The organism is Metallosphaera tengchongensis (genome assembly GCF_013343295.1).
In the GTDB taxonomy this organism is placed as follows: domain Archaea; phylum Thermoproteota; class Thermoprotei_A; order Sulfolobales; family Sulfolobaceae; genus Metallosphaera; species Metallosphaera tengchongensis.
The window spans coordinates 1,102,119-1,123,080 of record NZ_CP049074.1; the positions used below are offsets into that span (position 1 = coordinate 1,102,119).

Annotated in this window: 22 protein-coding genes and 1 pseudogene; 12 read left to right on the forward strand and 11 right to left on the reverse strand. The window is 42.7% G+C overall.

The features are described from left to right. Positions 1–67: 67 nt before the first annotated feature. Together GWK48_RS11820 and GWK48_RS06110 are read right to left on the reverse strand one after the other, a co-directional pair. A pseudogene (locus GWK48_RS11820) lies at positions 68–216 on the reverse strand (putative integrase). Between the two features lie 285 nt (positions 217–501). Further along, positions 502–1,056 (reverse strand): hypothetical protein, encoded by a 555-nt coding sequence (locus GWK48_RS06110; RefSeq protein ID WP_174630557.1) that lies wholly within the window; start codon positions 1,054–1,056, stop codon positions 502–504. A 122-nt stretch (positions 1,057–1,178) separates the two neighbouring features. Here GWK48_RS06110 and GWK48_RS06115 point away from each other — a divergent pair, with 122 nt between their 5' ends. Genes GWK48_RS06115 through GWK48_RS06130 form a run of 4 tightly spaced genes read left to right on the forward strand, consistent with a single transcriptional unit; the run spans position 1,179 to position 4,212 of the window. Further along, positions 1,179–2,072: a DUF1464 family protein gene (locus GWK48_RS06115; protein ID WP_174630559.1), complete on the forward strand. Its 894-nt coding sequence runs from the start codon at positions 1,179–1,181 to the stop codon at positions 2,070–2,072. Continuing rightward, the gene (locus GWK48_RS06120; RefSeq protein ID WP_174630561.1) at positions 2,033–2,929 is read left to right on the forward strand and encodes a nucleotidyltransferase domain-containing protein; all 897 of its coding nucleotides are present in this window, start codon (positions 2,033–2,035) and stop codon (positions 2,927–2,929) included. The genes GWK48_RS06115 and GWK48_RS06120 overlap by 40 nt, the downstream gene beginning before the upstream one ends. Beyond that, the gene (locus tag GWK48_RS06125; protein ID WP_246263750.1) at positions 2,886–3,773 is read left to right on the forward strand and encodes a triphosphoribosyl-dephospho-CoA synthase; all 888 of its coding nucleotides are present in this window, start codon (positions 2,886–2,888) and stop codon (positions 3,771–3,773) included. Before GWK48_RS06120 ends, GWK48_RS06125 begins: the two co-directional genes overlap by 44 nt. Beyond that, entirely contained in the window at positions 3,757–4,212 is a 456-nt protein-coding gene (locus tag GWK48_RS06130; RefSeq protein WP_174630562.1) for a hypothetical protein, read from the forward strand. Before GWK48_RS06125 ends, GWK48_RS06130 begins: the two co-directional genes overlap by 17 nt. 9 nt (positions 4,213–4,221) lie before the next feature. Here GWK48_RS06130 and GWK48_RS06135 read toward each other — a convergent pair whose 3' ends face one another. Together GWK48_RS06135 and GWK48_RS06140 are read right to left on the reverse strand one after the other, a co-directional pair. Then, positions 4,222–5,418: a glycosyltransferase gene (locus tag GWK48_RS06135; protein WP_174630564.1), complete on the reverse strand. Its 1,197-nt coding sequence runs from the start codon at positions 5,416–5,418 to the stop codon at positions 4,222–4,224. Next, positions 5,415–6,071: a DUF5752 family protein gene (locus GWK48_RS06140; RefSeq protein ID WP_174630565.1), complete on the reverse strand. Its 657-nt coding sequence runs from the start codon at positions 6,069–6,071 to the stop codon at positions 5,415–5,417. The genes GWK48_RS06135 and GWK48_RS06140 overlap by 4 nt, the downstream gene beginning before the upstream one ends. Positions 6,072–6,450: 379 nt before the next feature. Between GWK48_RS06140 and GWK48_RS06145 the strand changes: the two genes are divergently transcribed. Together GWK48_RS06145 and GWK48_RS06150 are read left to right on the forward strand one after the other, a co-directional pair. Continuing rightward, positions 6,451–7,281 (forward strand): zinc ribbon domain-containing protein, encoded by an 831-nt coding sequence (locus tag GWK48_RS06145; RefSeq protein WP_174630567.1) that lies wholly within the window; start codon positions 6,451–6,453, stop codon positions 7,279–7,281. 30 nt (positions 7,282–7,311) lie between these two features. After that, a complete protein-coding gene (locus tag GWK48_RS06150; protein ID WP_174630568.1) occupies positions 7,312–8,367 on the forward strand; it encodes a M24 family metallopeptidase in 1,056 nt (351 codons plus the stop codon). Here GWK48_RS06150 and GWK48_RS06155 read toward each other — a convergent pair. Next, positions 8,364–9,503, reverse strand: a complete 1,140-nt coding sequence (locus GWK48_RS06155) for an aminotransferase-like domain-containing protein (RefSeq protein ID WP_174630570.1) — start codon at positions 9,501–9,503, stop codon at positions 8,364–8,366. The genes GWK48_RS06150 and GWK48_RS06155 overlap by 4 nt on opposite strands. Then, positions 9,488–10,426, reverse strand: coding sequence for an ornithine cyclodeaminase family protein (locus GWK48_RS06160; RefSeq protein WP_174630572.1), 939 nt, complete (start codon positions 10,424–10,426; stop codon positions 9,488–9,490). Before GWK48_RS06160 ends, GWK48_RS06155 begins: the two co-directional genes overlap by 16 nt. Before the next feature lie 63 nt (positions 10,427–10,489). Here GWK48_RS06160 and sul12a point away from each other — a divergent pair, with 63 nt between their 5' ends. After that, positions 10,490–10,804, forward strand: a complete 315-nt coding sequence (sul12a, locus tag GWK48_RS06165; RefSeq protein WP_174630573.1) for a Sul12a family chromatin-organizing protein — start codon at positions 10,490–10,492, stop codon at positions 10,802–10,804. A 73-nt stretch (positions 10,805–10,877) separates the two neighbouring features. Here sul12a and GWK48_RS06170 read toward each other — a convergent pair whose 3' ends face one another. The 3 genes from GWK48_RS06170 to GWK48_RS06180 all read right to left on the reverse strand — a co-directional run bounded on the left by GWK48_RS06170 (position 10,878) and on the right by GWK48_RS06180 (position 14,214). Beyond that, on the reverse strand, positions 10,878–11,351 hold the full coding sequence (locus GWK48_RS06170; RefSeq protein WP_246263937.1) for a DUF1947 domain-containing protein: 474 nt from the start codon (positions 11,349–11,351) through the stop codon (positions 10,878–10,880). Further along, positions 11,344–13,482 (reverse strand): xanthine dehydrogenase family protein molybdopterin-binding subunit, encoded by a 2,139-nt coding sequence (locus GWK48_RS06175; RefSeq protein ID WP_174630575.1) that lies wholly within the window; start codon positions 13,480–13,482, stop codon positions 11,344–11,346. Before GWK48_RS06175 ends, GWK48_RS06170 begins: the two co-directional genes overlap by 8 nt. 111 nt (positions 13,483–13,593) lie before the next feature. Then, entirely contained in the window at positions 13,594–14,214 is a 621-nt protein-coding gene (locus tag GWK48_RS06180) for a M48 family metallopeptidase (RefSeq protein WP_174630576.1), read from the reverse strand. Between the two features lie 85 nt (positions 14,215–14,299). Here GWK48_RS06180 and GWK48_RS06185 point away from each other — a divergent pair, with 85 nt between their 5' ends. Next, a complete protein-coding gene (locus tag GWK48_RS06185) occupies positions 14,300–15,316 on the forward strand; it encodes a zinc-dependent dehydrogenase (protein WP_174630578.1) in 1,017 nt (338 codons plus the stop codon). Here the strand turns inward: GWK48_RS06185 and GWK48_RS06190 are convergent. Together GWK48_RS06190 and GWK48_RS06195 are read right to left on the reverse strand one after the other, a co-directional pair. Further along, positions 15,245–16,168 (reverse strand): cobalamin biosynthesis protein, encoded by a 924-nt coding sequence (locus GWK48_RS06190; RefSeq protein ID WP_174630580.1) that lies wholly within the window; start codon positions 16,166–16,168, stop codon positions 15,245–15,247. The genes GWK48_RS06185 and GWK48_RS06190 overlap by 72 nt on opposite strands. After that, positions 16,135–16,875, reverse strand: coding sequence for an adenosylcobinamide-GDP ribazoletransferase (locus GWK48_RS06195; RefSeq protein WP_174630582.1), 741 nt, complete (start codon positions 16,873–16,875; stop codon positions 16,135–16,137). Before GWK48_RS06195 ends, GWK48_RS06190 begins: the two co-directional genes overlap by 34 nt. A gap of 17 nt (positions 16,876–16,892) precedes the next feature. Here GWK48_RS06195 and GWK48_RS06200 point away from each other — a divergent pair, with 17 nt between their 5' ends. The 4 genes from GWK48_RS06200 to truD all read left to right on the forward strand — a co-directional run bounded on the left by GWK48_RS06200 (position 16,893) and on the right by truD (position 20,953). Beyond that, positions 16,893–18,296, forward strand: coding sequence for a cobyric acid synthase (locus GWK48_RS06200; RefSeq protein WP_174630584.1), 1,404 nt, complete (start codon positions 16,893–16,895; stop codon positions 18,294–18,296). Beyond that, positions 18,297–19,406 carry a GMP synthase (glutamine-hydrolyzing) gene (locus GWK48_RS06205; protein WP_174630586.1) on the forward strand — a complete coding sequence of 370 codons (1,110 nt, stop codon included), beginning with the start codon at positions 18,297–18,299 and terminating at the stop codon, positions 19,404–19,406. It begins immediately after the preceding gene. A 92-nt stretch (positions 19,407–19,498) separates the two neighbouring features. Next, positions 19,499–19,852 (forward strand): peptidyl-tRNA hydrolase Pth2, encoded by a 354-nt coding sequence (gene pth2 / locus GWK48_RS06210; RefSeq protein ID WP_174630587.1) that lies wholly within the window; start codon positions 19,499–19,501, stop codon positions 19,850–19,852. Between the two features lie 9 nt (positions 19,853–19,861). Further along, on the forward strand, positions 19,862–20,953 hold the full coding sequence (truD, locus tag GWK48_RS06215; RefSeq protein ID WP_174630589.1) for a tRNA pseudouridine(13) synthase TruD: 1,092 nt from the start codon (positions 19,862–19,864) through the stop codon (positions 20,951–20,953). Positions 20,954–20,962: the final 9 nt, after the last annotated feature.

Below are 20,962 nucleotides of genomic sequence, written 5' to 3' on the forward strand. Positions count from 1 at the left end.
ATTGGCGTAAATTGGTAACTAACGCTATTTTACGCCCCTCTCAAAGCCGATTTTTCGGCTTGCCAGGTCAAAGGTTCAGGGTAAAAATCCAGGCGGTCGTATGTGGGGGCATCCACATTACGTTTTCTTTCAGTTTGATGTAAGTCTCAACAACGTCGATTAAGGGTTTACGTAATGTTCCTTCACCTCGCTGTCGACGTTCTCTAGCTCATGCATGTAATACTGCCCTTTAATCCCACGAATGATATAGTTACCGTATTTATAATCCGTCTTCTCTCTCGCCACTTTAACGCCCTGTATTATAGTTACCAATCTACGTCTATAAGTATCGGTTATAGGTTTTATCCTAAATTCTCATAAACTTTTTGTATTCATATAAATATATGTTATTTAAGTTAAAAACTATACTTATATTAACTTCCAATCTAATCCGTTAGCTCTCATTCGATAATTTATTCGAGTCTTCCGTGCGTTATGTCACAACGGTAAAAGGTAAAACCGTTAATTTGATACGTTACTGATATCTAGTTTCAATCCTATAACTCCTTTATCCTGTATTATCTTCGCTTTTATCTCGGACGTTTCCAATAACCCCTCAATTAGATTCCTAAGATTATTCATCACGATATCAGACATCAAATGAGGAGAGACTACTTTAATGGAGTCTGAACTGATCTCCACGTGGCCAATGACCTCTAAGAGAGTCTTTATTACCTCCAAGATTGCATTTTCTACGTTCTCAAAGCTTCCCTTTGACACTATCCCCATCATTTTGCCTAACTCTCTCCATCCTTCCCCTTTCTCGACCGCTGAGAACGGTGCAATTACCACAGTTCCCTTGTAGTTTTGGGCCAGTTTGCCCATTACTACGGCGAATTCCTTGATGTCCTGTAATCTGATTCCAGCGCTTTCAACTTCCAAGGCGTTCTTAATTAGGTAATTAGTGTAGTTGTAGAGACTCATGTGTTTCTTGTCGGCCTCCCTTTGCAACTTGGCGTGGAGTTCCCTGTCCATAAAACATGGATGTCTCCTTCCCTTCTTTCCAATCTGGGACATGTGATCGCTATGTATACATTAGTATATAAACAATTTCCTCAGTGGCTGCCCGCTCCTGTCACCAATCCAGGAAAAAGCTTCATCATCAAATCTCTTTAAGCGAAGATTGATATAAACGCTTAATGATTTTCGCCGGAGTGGACCCCGGATCTTCAAGTTACGCTGTGGCCTTTGTGGATAATCTAGGTAGGCTAATCGCATATCGGGAATTTCTTACAGATATGGTCGAAAAGGACGTGAATATCATTTTAGACTACATCATGAGCAAAAGACCTTACCTCATCTCTCTTCCTTCAGGTCACGGTCTACCGTTTAAGTCAAGTAATAGTCTCACAGAGAAAGACCTCTTCATGGTATCTCTAAGCAGATCGGGAAAGGGTCCACTAAGGAGGTTCTTGCAAAACTCGAGAAAGCTAAACGGGATCACTATACCATCAGTCATAGAGTTGGCAAGCGTCCCGAGTTTTAGAAAGGAAAACTTCATAGACTTAGGAACAGCCGACAAAGTATCTTCGGCTTTCTTTTACAGGACCATGTTTGACAGCTTCGTGTTAGTTGAGGCTGGATCAAAGTTTATTGCAGTAATTGTTGTCGTGAATGGGAATATAATAGATGGGCTAGGCGGTTCAGCTTTTCCAGGCTCCGCTGGCTTTATAGACGGGGAGATAGCGTACCTAATGTCTCAATTCTCTAAGTTGACTAAAGCGTCCATCTACTCAGGAGGGAATTTCAAGAGGGGGATAGAGATAGCTAAAATGTTTGCCCAATATTACTCAAAAGAGTATAACATACCCATAATAGTGTCGGGAAGGAACAAGAACCAAGTGGAGTTTGGTCTAAAGTTCAATTTCAGATTTAAAGAGGCCGCAGTCGGTGCGGCGTACATCGCCTCCGCTTTCTCTGGAAACGCCTACAAGGATTTCCTTGAAATGCTTAATAGCGCAGGGACGGCAATAGATTATGTGAAACTGGAGGGATGGGAAGAAGTTACTTCCTGGATAAAGACGGAATTATAGATAAAAATGGAGATATTTACTTCACTATTTCCAACGTTAATGGGCCTGGCTTTGTCTATGCGTACAGGAAATACGTATTTACTGGTAACGGGTTATGGAAAGGATACGAGAGAGTACTGAGAAATTACGGCGTCCATAATCTGGTTAAGTCCCAACAGAAATTCATGTTTGACCCGTGCCAGAACGTTGATTTCCCCACAATAATGACGTCTGACATAAGGAAGCACCTCCTACCTGAACAGGCATTCAGGCACTTACTAACGAATGAGAGAAAGTCGTTTCTAACGGATTACCTACTAGGGCTTCTGGAGCCTGTTACCAACTCTAGGCTTGGAGTCACAGGGTCCCTTCTTCTAGGTATAGAGCATAAGAATTCCGATATAGACATCTTGGTTTACGGCTGTAAGAGAGCTGAGGACTTCCTTACAGAATTTAGAGGCGGAGAACCTGATAAGGATTGGTTGAGGGAGACTTCTATAAATTATTCTCTTGAGGAAGATCTAGTTAAAGATCTTTACGACTCAAGAATTAGAGGGATATTTAAGGGAATAAAGTATTCCGTCCACTTTGTAGATGAGACGCCTCGTAGATACTGCATGGACGTTTGCACTCAAAAGGGGGATATCAGATTGCAAGGAGAAATCGAAGGAGAATGTCAAGCGCTATTTTACCCTGCCAGAGCTAAGTTCAATAGCCATGAGGAGTATGAGTTAATTTCGTGGGAAGGTATTTTTTCCTCCTCTATGTATGGGAGAAGGAAAGCCGAGGTTAGAGGGATTGAGCTCGCGTGCTCAGGCAAGAGGGTGATAATTATTGGAGACAGAAACGTCCAGGGTTACATCAAAGTTCTGCACTAAAATCGCAGAGAGACTCTCAATGGCTTCAATTTTAGAGTCATCGATACCTAAGCCAGGAAACGCCAGCCCTCTACAGGACATAGAAACTGTAACTTTGAGAGATATTATTGTTTCTGCGCTAAGATTGAAAGATTCTTACTACAACGTATGTTTGAGAGGCTATGAAAGGAGACTTCCAATAATGGATAGGCTAAGCGAGGTAACGGATAGGAGTTTCTCCTTGCTAGGCACTGCACTCCTCCTTTTTCCCATAGCCTATTCATCTACGTTCTCCACAGACGTGGAACAGCTAATCCATAACGCTTCACTGGTCAGCGTTATGCTCACTTCAGAGGACTGGAAATGGTTCAGGGAGGCTCTCACGAAGCTGAACTTGAGTTATCTTGGAAGAACAGATAGGATGGATTACAGAAACGCCAGTGTATCCATGGGGGAGATCTTAAGATGGTCTGCAGTATACGATGAGATAGCAAAGGAAATTGTAGCTGGATATCCCTTATCTAAGGAGGTTTACAATATCATAAGGGAGAATCCCTGCGGATCCTTTTCGTCCAACGTTAAGTGGGCTTTCATTTACGTTCTCTCTAAGCAACCCGATGGTCTGATTTCGAGGAAATGGGGACACTCAATAGCAATAAAAATATCTCAAATGGCTTCCAAGATCCCACCTTGCCCGCAGGAAACGGAACTCCAGATATTTAACGACTTCCTTAGATCGAGGAAAATAAATCCCGGTTCTACTGCTGATATAATAGCTGCAGGAATTGCATTGCACGAGATAGGTGAGTTATTTGATAATGATATCAGGCCTCCCTTGCCAAGAGGATGTGATAGAACGACTTAATAGTCTAAATAAGCCAATACTAGGTCTTGGGGACGTAGAATGTCCTCAAAGGTTGAAGAATTTTAGAGGTATTTTGGGAGAGATGGACAATATTACTGCCATGAAATACATGGAGAACCACTCCTTATTGGTCAAGGAAAGAATTCTAGACCTCTCAGTAGATTTCTCTACCCCACTTGTCATCTCTCATCTTCCACCATTAGGAAGTTCAACTGGGATGATTTATGGGGTTATGGTAGGATCCAAATCGGTTAGGGCCAGAATACTTGCGCACAAACCTAGGTTATTGTTTCACGGTCACTCGGAGGTTCAGAGCGTGGCCGATTTCCATGGGTCTACGGTGGTCTCTATCGGTTCAACCTTGATGGGGTACGTCATAGAATACTTTGGGAATGGAAAATTTCAATTTACAAATATATACGAAATGACCAATTTATAGCCTTCAACCTCATTTTCCTTGAAGAGCAAGTGCAAAAGTCATTAGGTAATCCCTTAGTTCCCTTATCATTAGGAAGTTATTTTTAACATGTTCCCTTGCACTTTCTCCAATCTTTTCCCTTACCTCCTCATTTCTCATTAGGTATATTAAGTAGTGGGTTGCCTCTTCTGGCGTATTTACTAGGAATCCTGTGTATCCATGGATTATCTGAAGCGGAATTCCACCAGTATTGCCCCCTATTACAGACCTCCTTTTCCACATGGCTTCACTCACAGTTAGCCCAAAACCTTCCTTTATAGACTTCTGCATGACTACGTCTGAACCTCTCTGAAAAGCGTTAACCTCTAGATCACTGTCAGGTGGTAAGAGAAGTAGATGAACATCCTTGACACTCTCAGCCGCTTTTAAAGTTTCTTGATACACTATATTACCTTCAGGATCATCTGAAGCTGGACTTCCTAGATAAACCAACTGCGCGTCAATATGACGTTTGAGGCCTTTAAATGCCTTTATGACTCCCAATGGATCTTTAGCCCTATCAAATCTGCTTATCTGGGTCACTAAAGGCCTATCTGGGTCTACGTCAAACTTTCTCAATATTCTTTCTACTGTAAATCTTGATATATCCCTGTTTTTTATACTGAAGGGATCTATAGACGGTGGAATAATAAATTGTTGTAGTTTCAAATCATCTCGACCAAACACAGGGGAAGAAATAACCATTGAGTCGTATAGTTCTATGTATCTCTTGAGGAACTCCCAGACTGGAGGGTATGGGTTAGATATATCAATGTGGCAACGCCATATCCACTTACCCTTTCTCTTAAACCTAATTAGGCCTGCAGGCTGTGGATCATGGATAAACACCACGTCATAATCCGTTGAAATTTCAGACGAATTAATTTCTTGCCACTTATTATATATATCGAAGGCTGAGGGAGGCAAATTCCCTACCCCGTTCTGTAAAGAGTTATGGAACGACTTAGTAACGTTGAAAAACTCACTGTCACCCCTTATAACCTTCCAGTCAGTGTTTATGCCCAGCTCCTTCATCATGGGCACCATCTTGCTAAGAATTTCAGCTACACCTCCCCCTTTGGGTGTAGAATTAACGTGGAGTACGGATATGCCTTTCAATTTTTCTGCTATCTTATAGACGCTATCGAGTTCGCTTTCACCTATTATTTCTCCATACTTTTCTATCATGAAAAGATCACCTTCTCGAGTGTGGAAAGGATATCGCTCCTTAGCTTCTCTTCGCTATTGTATGTCTGTGGATCCAGCATCGATATGCTTTGTGCCACTTTATCAGCCTGAAATTCACGAATGAGCCATGCCGAGAAGTCGTTGGTCTCAGCATACCCCATTACCCTCCTAAAAACCAAGTGATAGACTATGGATCTCATTGTTATATTTGAAAGGATATCAATTAGTTCACCTATGGAATGTGCCCTAATGCCAGTGTCGAAGACTACGGGCCTGCATGTGTTGAAGTGAAATGGCTTACCTTTGTTTTTGTTGTCCGACTCCTCGAGAATATTTATAATATCTTCTCTAACTTGCTCAACAGTTTTAGGCTCAACTGCTTCCACGTCGGAGACGCGATAGGCTAAGGAGGGGTCATGAAGTTCGTCCCTTATCCAAAAAGCGAAGTCGTTATGGAGATCATATGGAATGACATGGCTTGAAAAGACTGGATGAAATACATGATAAAAGACGGAAAACCCGTCGACTTTCCTTAAGCCGTCAATTAGGTCTTCTATTGTGAGTGCCTTCTTACCTGCGTATATGGGTGGGTAGTAAGCTGCGTAGAACTCAAAGGGCTGTCTAGCTTTAGCGTCTAAAAATTCCTTGGTCATATTACTTATCAGGATACGGATTCTAATATCTTTTAGCGCTCTCTGTTGGATAGCATTGATTTCACGGACTCGCTTCCCAGTCTCTAATCAATGGGATGCTTCTTCCTGAATTGTCTCAGCCAGTCCTAAAAGGGATGGGTTTTCTTCTAGGCGAGTTTTACGAAGTGAGGAAAGCCTTGCCCTTTAGGGCGTGGTGGAGGTCAGGAGGTATACAATCAAGTAAAACCTAAACTTTCTATATTTTATTTTATAAACTTAAAAAGTAATATACTAAGGGATACAATCTCCTTTAAGCTAGACAAAGTCAAGAATTCTTTCCAACCGGACATAGAAGATATTAGGCTTAAGTTCATAAGGACAAATTGAGATAATTATTCTTATGAAAGAAAAGCTAGTGGAGGCAAAGATTGTTGATTACGGAAAACTCAAGCAAATATATAGTGATATCATGTATTATATTGAATATTCGAAAGCTCTTGAAAAGTCTGGAGTAAAGACGAAGCCTTCTCCACCCCCATATCTAAAGGAGATGAACGTCATACTGAGCAAGCCTAGACTAGGGCCTGTGAAACTCATAGGAGACGGACCTTCGTTCAGACTGGAGAAACTGAACGCAGTTGTGGAGTCAGAAGAATACGGAAAGCCCATTTACGCATTGGTGGATTTCACCAACGGGATTAAAGTATTTTTAGCCTATCAATTTGACGACCCAATAGTAGGAATTGACCTGGGGATAAGGCACATATTCACTGTAGTGGCTGTAGTGAGAGACGGAAAGGTGTACAAGAGTAAGTATATCGGTAGTAGCGGAATATTCGACACGTTCACTAAGTACATGAGCGAGTCTCAGGGTCTCTCATACGTAGCTGAGATTAAATCGAAGGTTAGGGTAGCCATGAAAGAGCTAATTGCATTCCTAAATGAGATAAATCCGAAAATGGTAGCACTGGAAGATCTAAGACTTTACGATGCAAGAATTGGGAGAGGTCTGAAGATTATAGAGGACGAGCTTGAAAGGGAGCTCATGGAGAAAGGGATCAGGTTTAAGAGACTAGACCCTAGGAACACTTCAAAGGTGTGTTCCCACTGTGGTTACAAGAAGGGCGAAGTACTTGGCTCTATCTTTGTATGTCCCGCTTGTGGATACAAGGTGGACAGGGACTTTAACGCTGCGTATAATCTGGCGTTGAAGTGTTATTATACATGTTAACTTATTTCTTTTCGCTGTTTAACATTGCATGTGGACTACAATAGAAGGATTCAGAAAGTCAAAAAGATGATGGAAGGAAAGGCAGATTATCTAATAGTGGGTCCTTCGAGCAATATGCTGTACCTTACAGGTTTCGTTGAGGAGCCTATGGAGAGACCCATTTTACTAGTCCTAGGTGACAGGGACTTCATGTTGGCTCCGAGAATGTATATGGAGCAGCTGTCTGACCTACCTATAGAGTTGCAAACCTATAATGACGGAGAGGATCCTTATTCTTACCTTAACCTGAGAAAGGGTGCATCGCTCGTTGTGGATGATAGCCTATGGTCGGCTTTCCTGATAGAGATCGTAAATAGATTCTTGCCTTCAAATCTATTGCGTGGTTCAGTTTTAATGAAAAAACTCAGGGCAATTAAGGATCGAGAGGAGATAGAAATTATGATGGAGGGGTTAGGTATCGCAGAGGCGTCATTTCACGATCTCATTAACATGATCAAGGAGGGCGAAACAGAGTGTGAGGTGGGCAGGAAATTGGAAATGATCTTTGCAGAACACGGGGTAGTCCCCTCATTCTCGACAATCTCAACCTCCGGCCCGAACACTTCAATGCCCCACCTTAGGTGTACTGACCGGAGAATAAGAAAAGGGGATATTATTATTGTAGACTTTGGGGTTAAGTATAGGGGTTACTCCACCGATACTACAAGAGTGTTAAGCCTGGGAAGCCCGTCGAAGGAAGTAATGGAGATATGGTCTATAGTTGATGAAGCAGTGAATCTGGCCGAGAAGGTCCAATTTGGGTTGTCTGGAAGAGAGATCGATAATATACCAAGGAAACTCATAGAGGAGAAGGGCTATGGGAAATATTTCATACATAGGACAGGTCATGGAATAGGAATCGATGTTCATGAGGATCCATACATTTCCTCCGATAATTTAGAGGTAGTTGAAAGAGGTTCTACATTTACTATAGAGCCCGGAATATACATTCCAGGAAGATTTGGGATAAGACTTGAAGACATGGTAATTATGAACGAAAAAATAAACAGAATGAACTCCCTATCAAGGGAACTTTACGTAATCTAGTTTCGCATAGAACTTACTACGTCTTTTAAAATCTTTACACCTGACTTTATTTGCTCTTCGCTGGGCATTGTTATACTAAGCCTTGCCATTGTATCCCCTCCCCTCAGGAAAAACGCCTTTGCGGGTACGAAACTTAACCCTCTCTTTGCCGTTTCGTTTAAAACTACGTCGGCGTTTACACCTAAGTCGACCAAGAGAAAGAACCCGCACTTTGGCACATTAAAGTTATGAAATCCAGCGTCCATCAGAGAATCTACAAGAACCCCCATTTTCTCCTTGTAATGCAGAGACAGACTCTCCATCCTTGAATATATAAGACCTTTTCTTAAAATTTTTGCAATAACGTACTGATTAAGGGTTGAGGTGGAGAAGTCAAGCTGCTCCAGCAGACTCAGTTTCTCTCCGATGATTTCGTCTGCAAACACAAATCCAATTCTGAGTCCAGGAGCTAAGATTTTGCTAAAACTGCTCACGTATATTACCTTCCCGGATCTGTCATATTCCTTTATAGGTTTAGGCAAACAGCCAGCAATGGGTCTATAGGGATCATCCTCAACTATGAAAAAATCTCTTTCCTCCGACAGTTCCACTAATCTCTTTCTTCTATCCTCACTCATATTGACGCCTGCGGGATTATGACAGTTTGGGATAGTGTAAACAAGCTTGGGTTTTACGATTTTAGTAACCTTTTCCAGTTCCTCGATCGAGATACCGTCCTTATCAAGATAGATGGGTAAGGAGACTGCTGATCTGAGCTTGAGTGCCATAAAAGTCTCGACGAATGTGGGATTTTCCACTGCAATGATGTCATCCTGTAGAAGATATTTCGAAATAAGCTCTAGGGCATGCTGTGCCCCACTGGTAACCACTACCCTACCCATTTTAGATATGCCGAGCCTTGGAAGGTACTTTTCTATTTCTTCTATGAGGTCTTGTTGGCCACCTGCTCCGGGGTAAAAGAGGGACTTAGATCCAATCTCGTCCAGAACTTCCTGAAAGGTATCACGGATTTCATTTACCGGTATTGTCCTTGGGTCAGGCGTCCCACTGGCCATGTTGATCTCTACTGTTCTCCCTATCCTGGAACCCATTTCTACAGGGGACAGCTCTATTTCTTTACCTATTCTCGATACCACTTTCCTACGACCTCCATGTCAGTCCCTACCCTCTTAGCTTTTGCTAAGGAGTATAACTTTCTCGTAACAGCTACGTCCTCAAGACCTATACCCACAGATTTGAAAATAGTTAATCCCTCACCAATCCTAACGTTCCCAGATATAATTTCAGAAAGCTTAACCACCTTGTTCCAGTCCATCATGCCCATTTTATCAGCCAGATGGAACTCTCCAGCTTCGTCCTTAGCTTGATCCTTGTCTTCAACGGCAATAACGCTTGAGGCCTTTATAACTTCAGGGAAAAGCTCCTTCCTCTCTGGCAAGTTCGATCCTAGCGCATTAACATGAGTTTGTGAGCCCAAAAATTCCAGCTTAAGAAATGGAGAGGTAGAGGTAGTGATAGTTACGATAACTTCTGACTGCGAGGACAAGTCCCTCAGATTAGTAACTGTTCTTATATGTATACCTTCCCTTGATAGGGTCTCTTTAGCTCTCCTTTCGCGCTCTGGAGTTCTAGTGTAACCCAGGATTGTAACACCAGGCCTGAGATTGTGGAAGGCTTCAACTTGAGATATCCCCTGCTTTCCCAGTCCAATAATTCCAACTGATGAGTAGTTCCCTTTCATGTAATCTGCAGCTAAGACAGAGAGTGCGCCGGTCCTGTATAGGGACATCCTATCAGCCTCACAGAAAAGTAAGAGATTTCCGTCTTGATCGAAGAGCAACGAAACGAAATTACCCCTTACGTAAGTCTTATATCCTATAAACCCTTCAATTGCTCCTGCCTGATACGTCAAGGTGGAACCTGAGAACGACGTTCTGACCCTTTTTGTGTTTACAGCTTTCTTATTATTTTCAAGAACGAAAGCTTCCCTTAGTGCGTCATAAGCGTCCTTGAAACTTAATAGTTCGTTAACTTGGTTCTCCTTTAGAAATAAGGTCAACAGAGCCCTTGTTTACATGAGCCTTATTCCTTAAAAAACTATAATGGGCTAAATCACTCATATATGGAACTGACACCGAGGCTTCAAGACATTATTAACATTATTAAAAACAAGGGAGACATCAACGTTCAGGACATTGCCCTATACTTAAAAGTGTCCCCTAAAACAGCCAAGGGTTATATAAGGGAGTTGGTCAGGCTTGGGTACGTGACGGTTGATGAAGGAGGGAACATCAAATTACTCATAAAGGGAGAGGATCCTGTGGAGAAAATATCTAAAATAATCGAAATCCACGAGAGCGAAATTTCATTGCTTAGGAAGCAATTGGAGGAGATGAGGGAGGAAATACAAAAAATGAAAAAAAGATACAGATCCTGAAGGAGGATATACGAGTTTGGAGGAGATGTACGCTTAAAGTAGTGCTGAACTCACCAATTGGGCCTCGTTTTGTTTACCTGCTCCTGCACATTTTCCATAAATCGTCTCCAATGTAGTGTACGTTTGAGGCAATTTTTCCTTTTTTGTTTCTCATAGCTTCCTCGGCACCTTCAGAGATCCGCATAACAGCTATTATTTGGCCTTGTTTTGCTTTTACAAGCAACAGCTTTCCTGTATCCAGGGTTCCTTGAACTTCTAAAACTCCGGGAGCGTAAAGATCCGCACCCCTAGCTACAGCTTTCACTGCCCCCTCGTCCACTACAACAAACGGGAGCTTAATCTCGTGTTCTTGAAGAAAGCAGAGGGTAGGGATAAGACCATCTTCCACGAAACTTAGTTTCCCGTCTATGAAATAATATACGTTCCTTTTCTCTTTGCCTACCTCTACCTTTTCTGCAGTAATGTTTAGTCCATATATGTCTTTCAATTTAGAGAGAAATTCTCTTGTCTCCTTTTGGGAAAGTGGATGTTTTTGCAAATTACTCACCAATAAGCCTCTCCGGTTTTAGAGGCATAGAATCGAACTTGCGTTTAAGGCATTCCACTATTGCGTTGGTCACAGCTGGAGTTCCCACTACTGTTCCAGCTTCTCCTATCCCCTTCGAGCCAGTAGGATGAGGAGATAGACCAATGGTGAAGTACTTCCAAACTATCTTTGGAGATTCTACTGCAGTGGCTAAACTGTAATCCCCTAGATTACCGTTCTCCAGAAGTCCGTCCTTTATAACTGCCTCCTCATATAGAGCTTGTCCAATTCCCTGCAAAGATCCACCGTGAATTTGCCCCTCAGCCAATAGCGGATTTATCACATTACCTACGTCATCCAAAGCTACGTACTTCCTTACCTTCACCATTCCAGTCTCTCTATCTAAATCCGCTAATGCCATATGTACCCCGTAGGGGGTGGTTGGTTTCTTCACAGTATAAACTGAGGTCACATCTAAGGAAATACCATTTTTGTAAGCCGACTTCACAATATCCAGGAACTCCACGCTTTTCCCAGTCTTCTTATGCGTAACCTTACCTTCTGCATATATTACCTCCTCTACGTCCGCATCTAGAGCCTTTGCGCCAGCCTCAGTTAATCTTTTCTTGAGCTCCTGAGACGCCATTAAGACGGCTGAGCCCCCTATCGATAATGTCCTACTGCCCCACGTCCCAATACCATCCTCTATTATTTCAGTATCTCCCCACCTAACGTCTACCCAGTCAATAGGGATCTCTAGCGTCTCAGCTGCAAGTTGGGCGAAAGCTGTAGGATCCCCTTGTCCATGAGGACCGGTCCCTGATATAACGGTAACCTTACCATCATACTTAACGTAAACCCTTGCGGTCTCCCAAGGTCCAAAGGCAGTTATTTCTACGTACATAGCTAAGCCTACACATGAGTTGCTAGACTTTGCTTCATTTTTTAACTGTTCATAGTAGGACTTTGCTAAATTTAGAAGTTCCACGTAGTTTCCAGTGTCATAGGTTATCCCGAACGGATTAGTGTAGGGCATTTCCTCTGGTCTTACAACGTTCCTCAGTCTGACATCTAGTGGGTCTAGATTAAGTTCAGTGGCGATTTCCTCCAATATACTCTCGATGAAATATGTTGCTTCAGGTCTACCTGCTCCTCTATAGGAGGTCGTAGGAGTGAGATTGGTATTTACTCCGTAAGCTACAACGTAACCGTGGGAGATTTTGTACGGTCCTGGAAGCATTCTAGCAGCGCTGATCACATTACCTGAATCATCATCGTTGGCGTCCTGGTAAGGTGCACCTAGGTTCCCCACTACGGTACCAACCACCGAAGTTATGGTGCCATCCCTTTTTACCCCAACCTTGTATCTCAGCCACTTATCCCTTCCGTGACCTGCACTTACCATCTCCTCCCTTCTGGTAGGTATCCACTTCAGGGGTATGCCGAGCTTTAAGGCAAGGTAACTCAAGGCGTACTCTTCTGGGTGGGTGATGATCTTGCTACCAAACGCTCCGCCTACATCTGGTTGTATTACACGAACGTTTTGTATACCTAGAAATTTCGCCAAGTTCCGTCTCAAGTAATGTGCTGACTGCGTAGAGGACCACACGTTTAATCTTTGACCATCAAACCACGCTACCGTTCCTATCGTCTCCATTGGGGTTGAAATTATCCTTTGATTATGAAGTTCTCCTGATATAACTACAGGGGATTCTTCAAGGATTTTTTTAGCTTCTCCACTAAAAAACTCCTTCTTTACGAAAATGTTGCTCTCAAGCTTGGAGTAAACCTTTACTTTGTTTTCCATCGCTTGGAAGGGATCCGTTTCGAATGGTAACTGTTCGTATTCCACTTCTACGCTCTCTAGGAGATCGTAAGCCTCATACCTATCTCTGGCTACAACGGCAGCAATGGGTTGTCCTGCATAGGTCACTTCGTTGGAGGGAATAGGAAAGTCTTTACCAGGGTTTACATCATGACCAGTGAATATACCGTCTGTGCGTTTGACCCTTATAATTGCGTGCGGATACTCGGATCTAAGGAAAGCCACGTAATGTAACCCAGGTAACTGAATGTCATCTACGAAAGTTCCCTTTCCTGTTATTAACTTGGGATCCTCTATTCTCCGAAGAGCCTTGCCAACGTATTTCATAGTTGTTATTTAGGATGACGATGAATAAAACATTTTACGGTAATATTCAAACGTAATACCAGATATTAAAACAAGATTTCAAAACTATTGGTAAATAGATCACAACTGGTTCTAACCCAAGGGACCGATCTCTTCCGATTTGATCTCCATTCCTGAACTCCTTGCGATCCTTTTAAGTCTGTTGTAAATAGTGGGATGGGATGAAAGTATCCAAGATTTCTCATTTGGGTTCATGTAACGTAGGAGCAAGGACGTATAAGACGCTTCCCCTACCAACCTAGCGGCGAAGCTGTCGGCAGAGTATTCAAACATTCTGGAAACGTACCTGAGGAGTAGAATACTGCCTATGGTCAAAGTTAATCCAAGCGCCAGGCTTACGTTAGTTAGAAGGAAAATGGAGAGAGTGACCAGGGCCAAGGTTAAAAGTAATGTTTTAAGGCTATGCCTCCCTCTAATGTGGCCAATCTCGTGTGCCAACGCAGCCCTCAAATATTCATCGCCCGCTTGGAGCAGGCCTAAGGTAACTACCACAACGCCGTTAGGATAGGAAATTGCGTTTACCTCAGGGTCATCCTTTAATTTAACCTTCACATCTGTATTCGATAGAGCGCTTAACTCATCGATCAACCGATTATTTACGCCTTTATACTTTCTGGTTAATAATAACGGACTAGTAACGTAGAAAAGCAGTATAATTAAGGGAGGGAGCACTGTGAAAATAATCATGTCCATGTGATATTATGAGGCGTAGTACTATTTAACCTTGAGGAAATGGGTAAAAGTTTCGCTTTTATTTCCCAATCGTATATCGAACTTAATGAAAGCCGTCATAATGGAAGGTGGGAAGGCTCACCTCAAGGATGTCGAAGTTCCACGCCTGAGCAACGGTGATGTGCTGGTAAGAATGAAAGCCTGTGGACTATGTGGTACTGATATAGAGAAAATATGCGGTCAATATACCGCTTCTCAACCTGTACTCGGTCACGAGCCTGCTGGCATCGTAGAGGAATCACTTTCGGATAAAGTGAGACCTGGAGACAGGGTCTTTGCGCATCACCACGTACCGTGTTACGAGTGCTATTACTGTAAAAAAGGAAGCACCACCATGTGCCCCCATTATAGAAAAACCAATTTAGATCCTGGAGGTTTTGCTGAGTACTTCAGGGTCCCTGCATGGAACGTTGAGAGAGGCGGGATTTTGGTTCTACCCCAAAGCGTCTCCTTCGAAGAAGGATCCTTTGTGGAGCCTCTAGCAACCGTAGTCAGGTCTCATAACAGAGTTGGGCTAAGAAAGGACGATTCTGTCTTAATAGTTGGTTCTGGACCTATGGGATTGCTTCACTTACTTAAAGCTAAGGAATTGGGGCTCCAAGAGATCTACGTCTCAGATATATCAGAGTATAGGTTAAACTACGCGGAGAGGTTGGGTGCTACCTATACAATAAACCCTAGTAAGATGAAAGTAGAGGAAACTTTGAAGGAACTTACTGGGGGTAGAGGGGCAGATGTTGCGATAGTAGCTTCAGGTTCGCCCCAAGCCATTGTTTCAGGGCTCAACTCGGTCAGAAGGGGTGGCAAGGTTCTTCTATTTGGAGTTCCATATAAAGGGACTATCTTAAACTATGACATTAGTGACCTACTCAATAATGAAATTTCAATAGTCTCCAGTAACGCTGCAGACGATAGGGACACAGAGCAGGCTCTGAAGCTAATTGCTGAAAGAAGGATCAAGGTAGCTGACCTTATCACGCATAGGTATGGTCTAGATAAATTCCAAGATGCCGTAAACGTGGCTAAGCAAGCCAATGCCATAAAGGTAGTAATAACAAATTGAAATGAACAAAATATATAAAATTAGAGTAAGTTCGAACAACCTTATAGCTTTCTCTACATGTTCAGTGGAGGGGAGATCCCCATCTCCCACTACGTAGGCTCCCTTTTTCTCAAGTCTTACGTTGAGCAGACCTGCTGCGATACTTATAGGGTACCTTGCGTTGGGGCTCTCCATCTTTGTCTCGCGTAAAACCTTCAAAGCCTTGCGGAAGTCCAGCCCTAAAAGAATACCAGAAACTATCATGAACAACCCAGTCAATCTAGCAGGTACGTAATTCAGTAAAGTGTCGACCTTTGCCGAAAAGTATCCTTCCCTTATCAGCTCAGGGGTCTTATACCCTACCATACTGTCTAAGGTGTTTGAGAATCTCTGTAGTAGAGCCCCTGGAAGACCCAAGACCAGGAACCAAAAGATTGGTGAGGTTATACCATCCACAGTGCTTTCAAATAGGGACTCAATGGAGGCTGAGGAGACGTAACCTAGAGGAACTGAACTTAGATCTCTCCTGACTATTTCCTGGACTATATGTCTAGACTCTTCCCTAAGGGGAATAGAGTTTCTAACTATTTTATATAGCATTCGTATAGAAAATGAAATTTTTAGAAAGTATACTGCCAGTATAACCTTTAAGATAAAGAGGTATTGTGGAACATTTACCCAAAATATCAACGTCACTGGGATCAAGACGGGTAATACTGAAGCCAGCCACAGTAGTACTCCGTAAAGTCTTCCTTTATATGGCTTTATGAGCAGGGCAGATAGTCTACCTACGTAAACAACTGGATGTAATTGTACTGGCGGCTCCCCAAAAAGTAGATCTAAAAGAAGTGAGGCAAACAAAATGGGTAGCACTTGACATCACCTATGAGAAGTAGAGGGAAGCTGAGGGATATCGTGGCCCCTATTAAATCACCTGAAGAGCCCCCCAATATTTTTTTTCCAAGGGAAGAGAATATCAGCGCTAGAACTATAAAAAGAACTGCAACTGAAAGGGAGATAAAGGGAACAACCTGAAGCAAAATTACAGGTAACTTATTCCTCAATTTCTCGTGAAACATCTTCCCGAGCTGGCTCCCATCCATAGGTTTGAGGGTAGATAGTACAGACAGTCCTATGGCCCTGGAGACAACTTCTGCGGAAACCAGGTAATAGAGAAGGGTTAGAGAGTAACCGGTAAGAAGTCGCGTCGATATATAGAATATTGTCAAATAGACTATTGCCAGTCCAAAACCGCCAGCTCCAACAGACACGTCCTTGAGAGCTCTCAGTCTATCCTTTGGAGAACCTCTGATCATTAGCGCGTCCCCAAAGTCAAGCAGTCCGTCCAAATGGTTAAACCCTCTCATGATCTCCACGAATGGAATGAGTAAAAGATAAGAAAAATTTTCTAAAACGAAGTGGGTTAGAAATACCACAATGTAATCTAACGCACCCATGACTGCACCCACAACTATGGGGGACAAGTAAGAATAGTCTATGACCAGCTGAAAGTCTGTCTGACCGCTGGGAACTATTGAGAAGAACGATAGCTGGGCGATGATTCCTTTTAATATACGCATCCATTGATACTGAGCATATGGCGATTATAATCTCTTCTAGTATGAGCGATTCAGGAAAATCTCTAGTAACTGCTGGATTAACTAAACATTTTCGTTCTACCCCGTTTAAGGCGCAGAATATGTCGCTTAACAGCTTTCCGACCAGGAGTGGAGGGGAGATAGCTTTCATCCAAGCCTATCAGGCTATGGGTAGCGGTTTAGAACCAGAAAGGTACATGAACCCAGTTCTCCTCAAGCCAAGCGGTAATGGGATCGAAGTTATATTCATGGGAGACTCCTTAGGTAATCTAGCTCCCTCTTTGTATTACTCTTCTATTGAGAAGTTTTGGGAAAAAATTAAAGGTCTCATCAAAAATGAAATGATTATAGAAAGTGCAGGGGGAGTCGGGGAGCCCAACTTCATGGAGAGGGACATTTCAGGTTACAGGTTAATGAGGGAAGGTATACCATCCATCCTAGTCCTCGACATTGATAGGGGTGGGGCGTTTGCCTCTGCGTATGGAATATATAACATGATGCCGTCGAGTATTAGAAATACGTTGAAGGGCTTTATCATTAACAAGTTTCGTGGAGAGGAAAAATTCTTGGATCCTGCAGTTAGGTGGCTGGAGGACAAAACTTCCATGAAATTTATGGGCGTTATCCCATACGATCATAGGTTGAAAATCATGGCGGAGGACTCAATGAACATATCAGATCTAGGGGACGGGGAACTAGAGGTAGCAGTAGTAGCTTATCCTTACATGAGCAACTTCAACGAACTCCACGCTTTTTCCAAGTCTAACGCAACTTTAAGATTCGTAACAAGACCCTCGCAATTGTCCAAGGCGGACCTAGTAATATTGCCCGGAACCAGAAATACAAAGGCGTCGTTGGACTGGTTGATTCAAAATGGTTTTCCAGAAAGATTGAGAAATAAGAAAATTTTAGGGATATGTGGAGGTTTTCAGATAATGGGAAGGAAGCTAATTGATCCTTACGGATTAGAAGCTGGAGAGCCTGCTGAATATCAGGGCTTAGGTTTCTTACCCGTGAATGTGAAGTTTCAGAAGGAGAAGGTAGTCTCCCTAAGTTTAGGCGTATCTGATGTGGGAGAGATTACGGGGTATGAGATAAGAAGAGGTAAGGTAGAATATGAAGGCTGGGTACCATTATTGACAATTAAACAGAGAAATAATATACCGGTGGAAGTGGAGGACGGTGCTGATGCTGGAGATAAGATAGGTATTAGCATTCACGGTGCTCTGTACTCAGAAGGTGGAAAAAAACTTCTAGAGAGATTCGGAATAAAAATTTACTCAGGTTCTCTGAAACAAGAGGTAACGGAATCGGTCGATCTAATCTATAGAATTTTGAGAGATAGGGTAGACCTCAGCCTGATAGAACAGATTTATAGGGAGAGTGAAACTAATTCAGTATAGATGTTCTCACCAGAGAAGTTCCTCGAAGAAATAACTCCGCAGATTAGGTCCGTCGTTGGAGACAGTAAGGTGGTAGCTGCGGTAAGTGGGGGAGTTGACAGCACTACTGCCGCTGCCCTCATGTACAGAGTTCTAGGGAATAAAGTTACACCAATAATGATAGATACTGGATTTTTAAGAAAGGATGAAGCAGAATCTGTTAAAAGTATGCTAAAGGATATTATGCCACTAAAGGTAGTGAACAGGAGTCAGGAGTTTCTAGGGGCAGTCAAGGGATTAGAAGACGCAGAGGAGAAGAGGAAAACCTTCAGGGATACATTTTACAATACTATTTCCATTATTATGAGAGAAGAAAATTCAAAATTTCTTGTACAGGGTACTATAGCTGCTGACTGGATAGAGACTCAAGGGGGGATAAAGACTCAGCATAACGTTTTAGTTCAACTAGGTATTAATACCGAGAGGACTTGGGGTTTCTCACTGGTTGAACCATTAGCTGATCTTTACAAAAACGAGGTCAGGGAACTTGCTAGATATTTAGGTTTGCCAAGGCAAATCTCCGAGAGACAACCCTTCCCAGGGCCAGGTTTACTAGTCAGATGTGTGGGAAAGGTAACTGAAGACAAGCTCGATGTTGTTAGAAGCGCCAATTCAATAGTGGAAGACGCGTTAAGTGAGCTTCATCCATCTCAGTACTTCGCCGCAGCCTTTGAAAACGAAGGTCAAACAGATCATACGCTTTCACAGAAGTTTAAGGACGAGATATTCGTCTACAGGACTAAAGCTACTGGGGTTAAGGGGGACGTAAGGAGCTATGGAAGGATGGCGTCCTTCAGCTTTCGAGAAGATTATGAAGAGATAAGACAGATCTCAAAGAAAATCACGTCACTTGACTTTACAAGAGCACTAATGAGAGTGAGATCAGGGAAGGGTAAGTACACTGTAGTTATTAGGGCAGTGAACACTGAGGATTTCATGACAGCTGATATTCTAGAGATAAAGCCTGATCTACTAATCCAAGTGGCCCAAAGGATAATGGAGCTGAACGGAGTCGGAGAAGTGGTTTACGATGTAACTACCAAACCGCCAGCGACCATAGAGTTTGAATGAGGATAGTTGTTCTAAGTCTGATTTCTAATAGGAAAGACTCAATCAATCGTAGTAGATAAACCCTTAAGACATTCATTCAAAATAGGGTTTAAATGAAGATGGTTATCATTGTGAGAACTGACATTAATATGGGTAAAGGAAAGATTGCAGCGCAAGTTGCTCACGCTGCTGTGAGCCTGGTATTACAAGCCTTTAGTGGAGGCACATGGAGAGACTGGTTAGACTCATGGCTATCTGAAGGTCAACCAAAGATAGTAGTTAAAATCAATTCCCTAGAAGATTTGTTGTCTAGGGTAGAGAGAGCTAGGAGAGACAATCTCCCTGTAGCTGTAATTTCAGATGCCGGGAAAACCCAAGTGGAGCCAGGAACCATTACTTGTGCCGGAATAGGACCGGGTCCGGAAGAAGAAATAGATAGAATAACTGGAGACCTTAAACTCCTGTGAGGATGTAGTTTGCATTTATTGGACATTGCAGTTGGCATAGAGGTTAAGGTTCACGACTGGAAAGAGGTTAACGTTAGCGTTCCCAGACCTGACGGTTTTAATGTTATAGAGGAAGTAAACGGAAAACCATGTGACCAATGGGTTGGTTCTCAAAAAGGAAAATTCGCGGTTTACCTTGTTGAAAAGAGAGGAGTGGATCACTTTAAGTTGATTTCAAGGCTCACTAAAATCTTAGGAGAGAAACCTAGCTACTTGGGTATAAAGGATGCCAATGCTACTACTATGCAGATCGTTTACGTTAGATCCAAGAGACTGGACGCTTATACTGAGAAAAACCTTAGAATAAAATTTCTCGGTTACACTGATGCAAAGCTAGATCATACGGGAAATATATTTAAGATAAATCTCGTCACCGAGGAGACAAACGAGCTTGAGGAAAGGGTCAGAACGTTAAAAGACGAGATGCTCCCAGCCTATGTTGGGTATCAGAGGTTTGGAACGAGGAGGCCCACTACTCACCTGATTGGGAAGGCCATTACTCAAAGGGATTGGTGTCAAGCCGTGAAGTTCATGTTAGGTTACCCATTTTTGAAGGAGAGTGAGACTATGATAAAATTTAGGAAAGACTTCATGTCAGGTACCATATCTAAAGATCAACTCGCTAGAGCTCCCTATAGGGAGAGGCAAGTTTACTTAGAGCTAGACAGGAGCGGAGATTGCCTTATGGCGTTAAAGAGGTTTCTTCCGCAGGATTTGAGCTTCATGGTAGAAGCTTACCAAAGTTATTTGTTCAATAGAGTTCTTTCACGGAAGCTGATCTACGAAAAGGCTAAGGAGGACGATATTATTACCCTCTACACAGACCCATCGCTTTGCGACTATGAATGCAGAGAGGTCTATGAGGAGGAAAACATAGGGAAAAATTCGTTCAAGATACCTGAGCTGGAGGTTAACCTGAATAATTTGAGAAGGAACGCCTTCATGAGAGTGAAGTCTCTAGAGTTCAAGGATGGTGTGCTTTCTTTTTCTCTTGACCGCGGCATGTACGCCACGGTTGTTCTATCCGAGCTTTTAAATAGTGATCCAGCAAGTTTCACGTGAATTTTATAT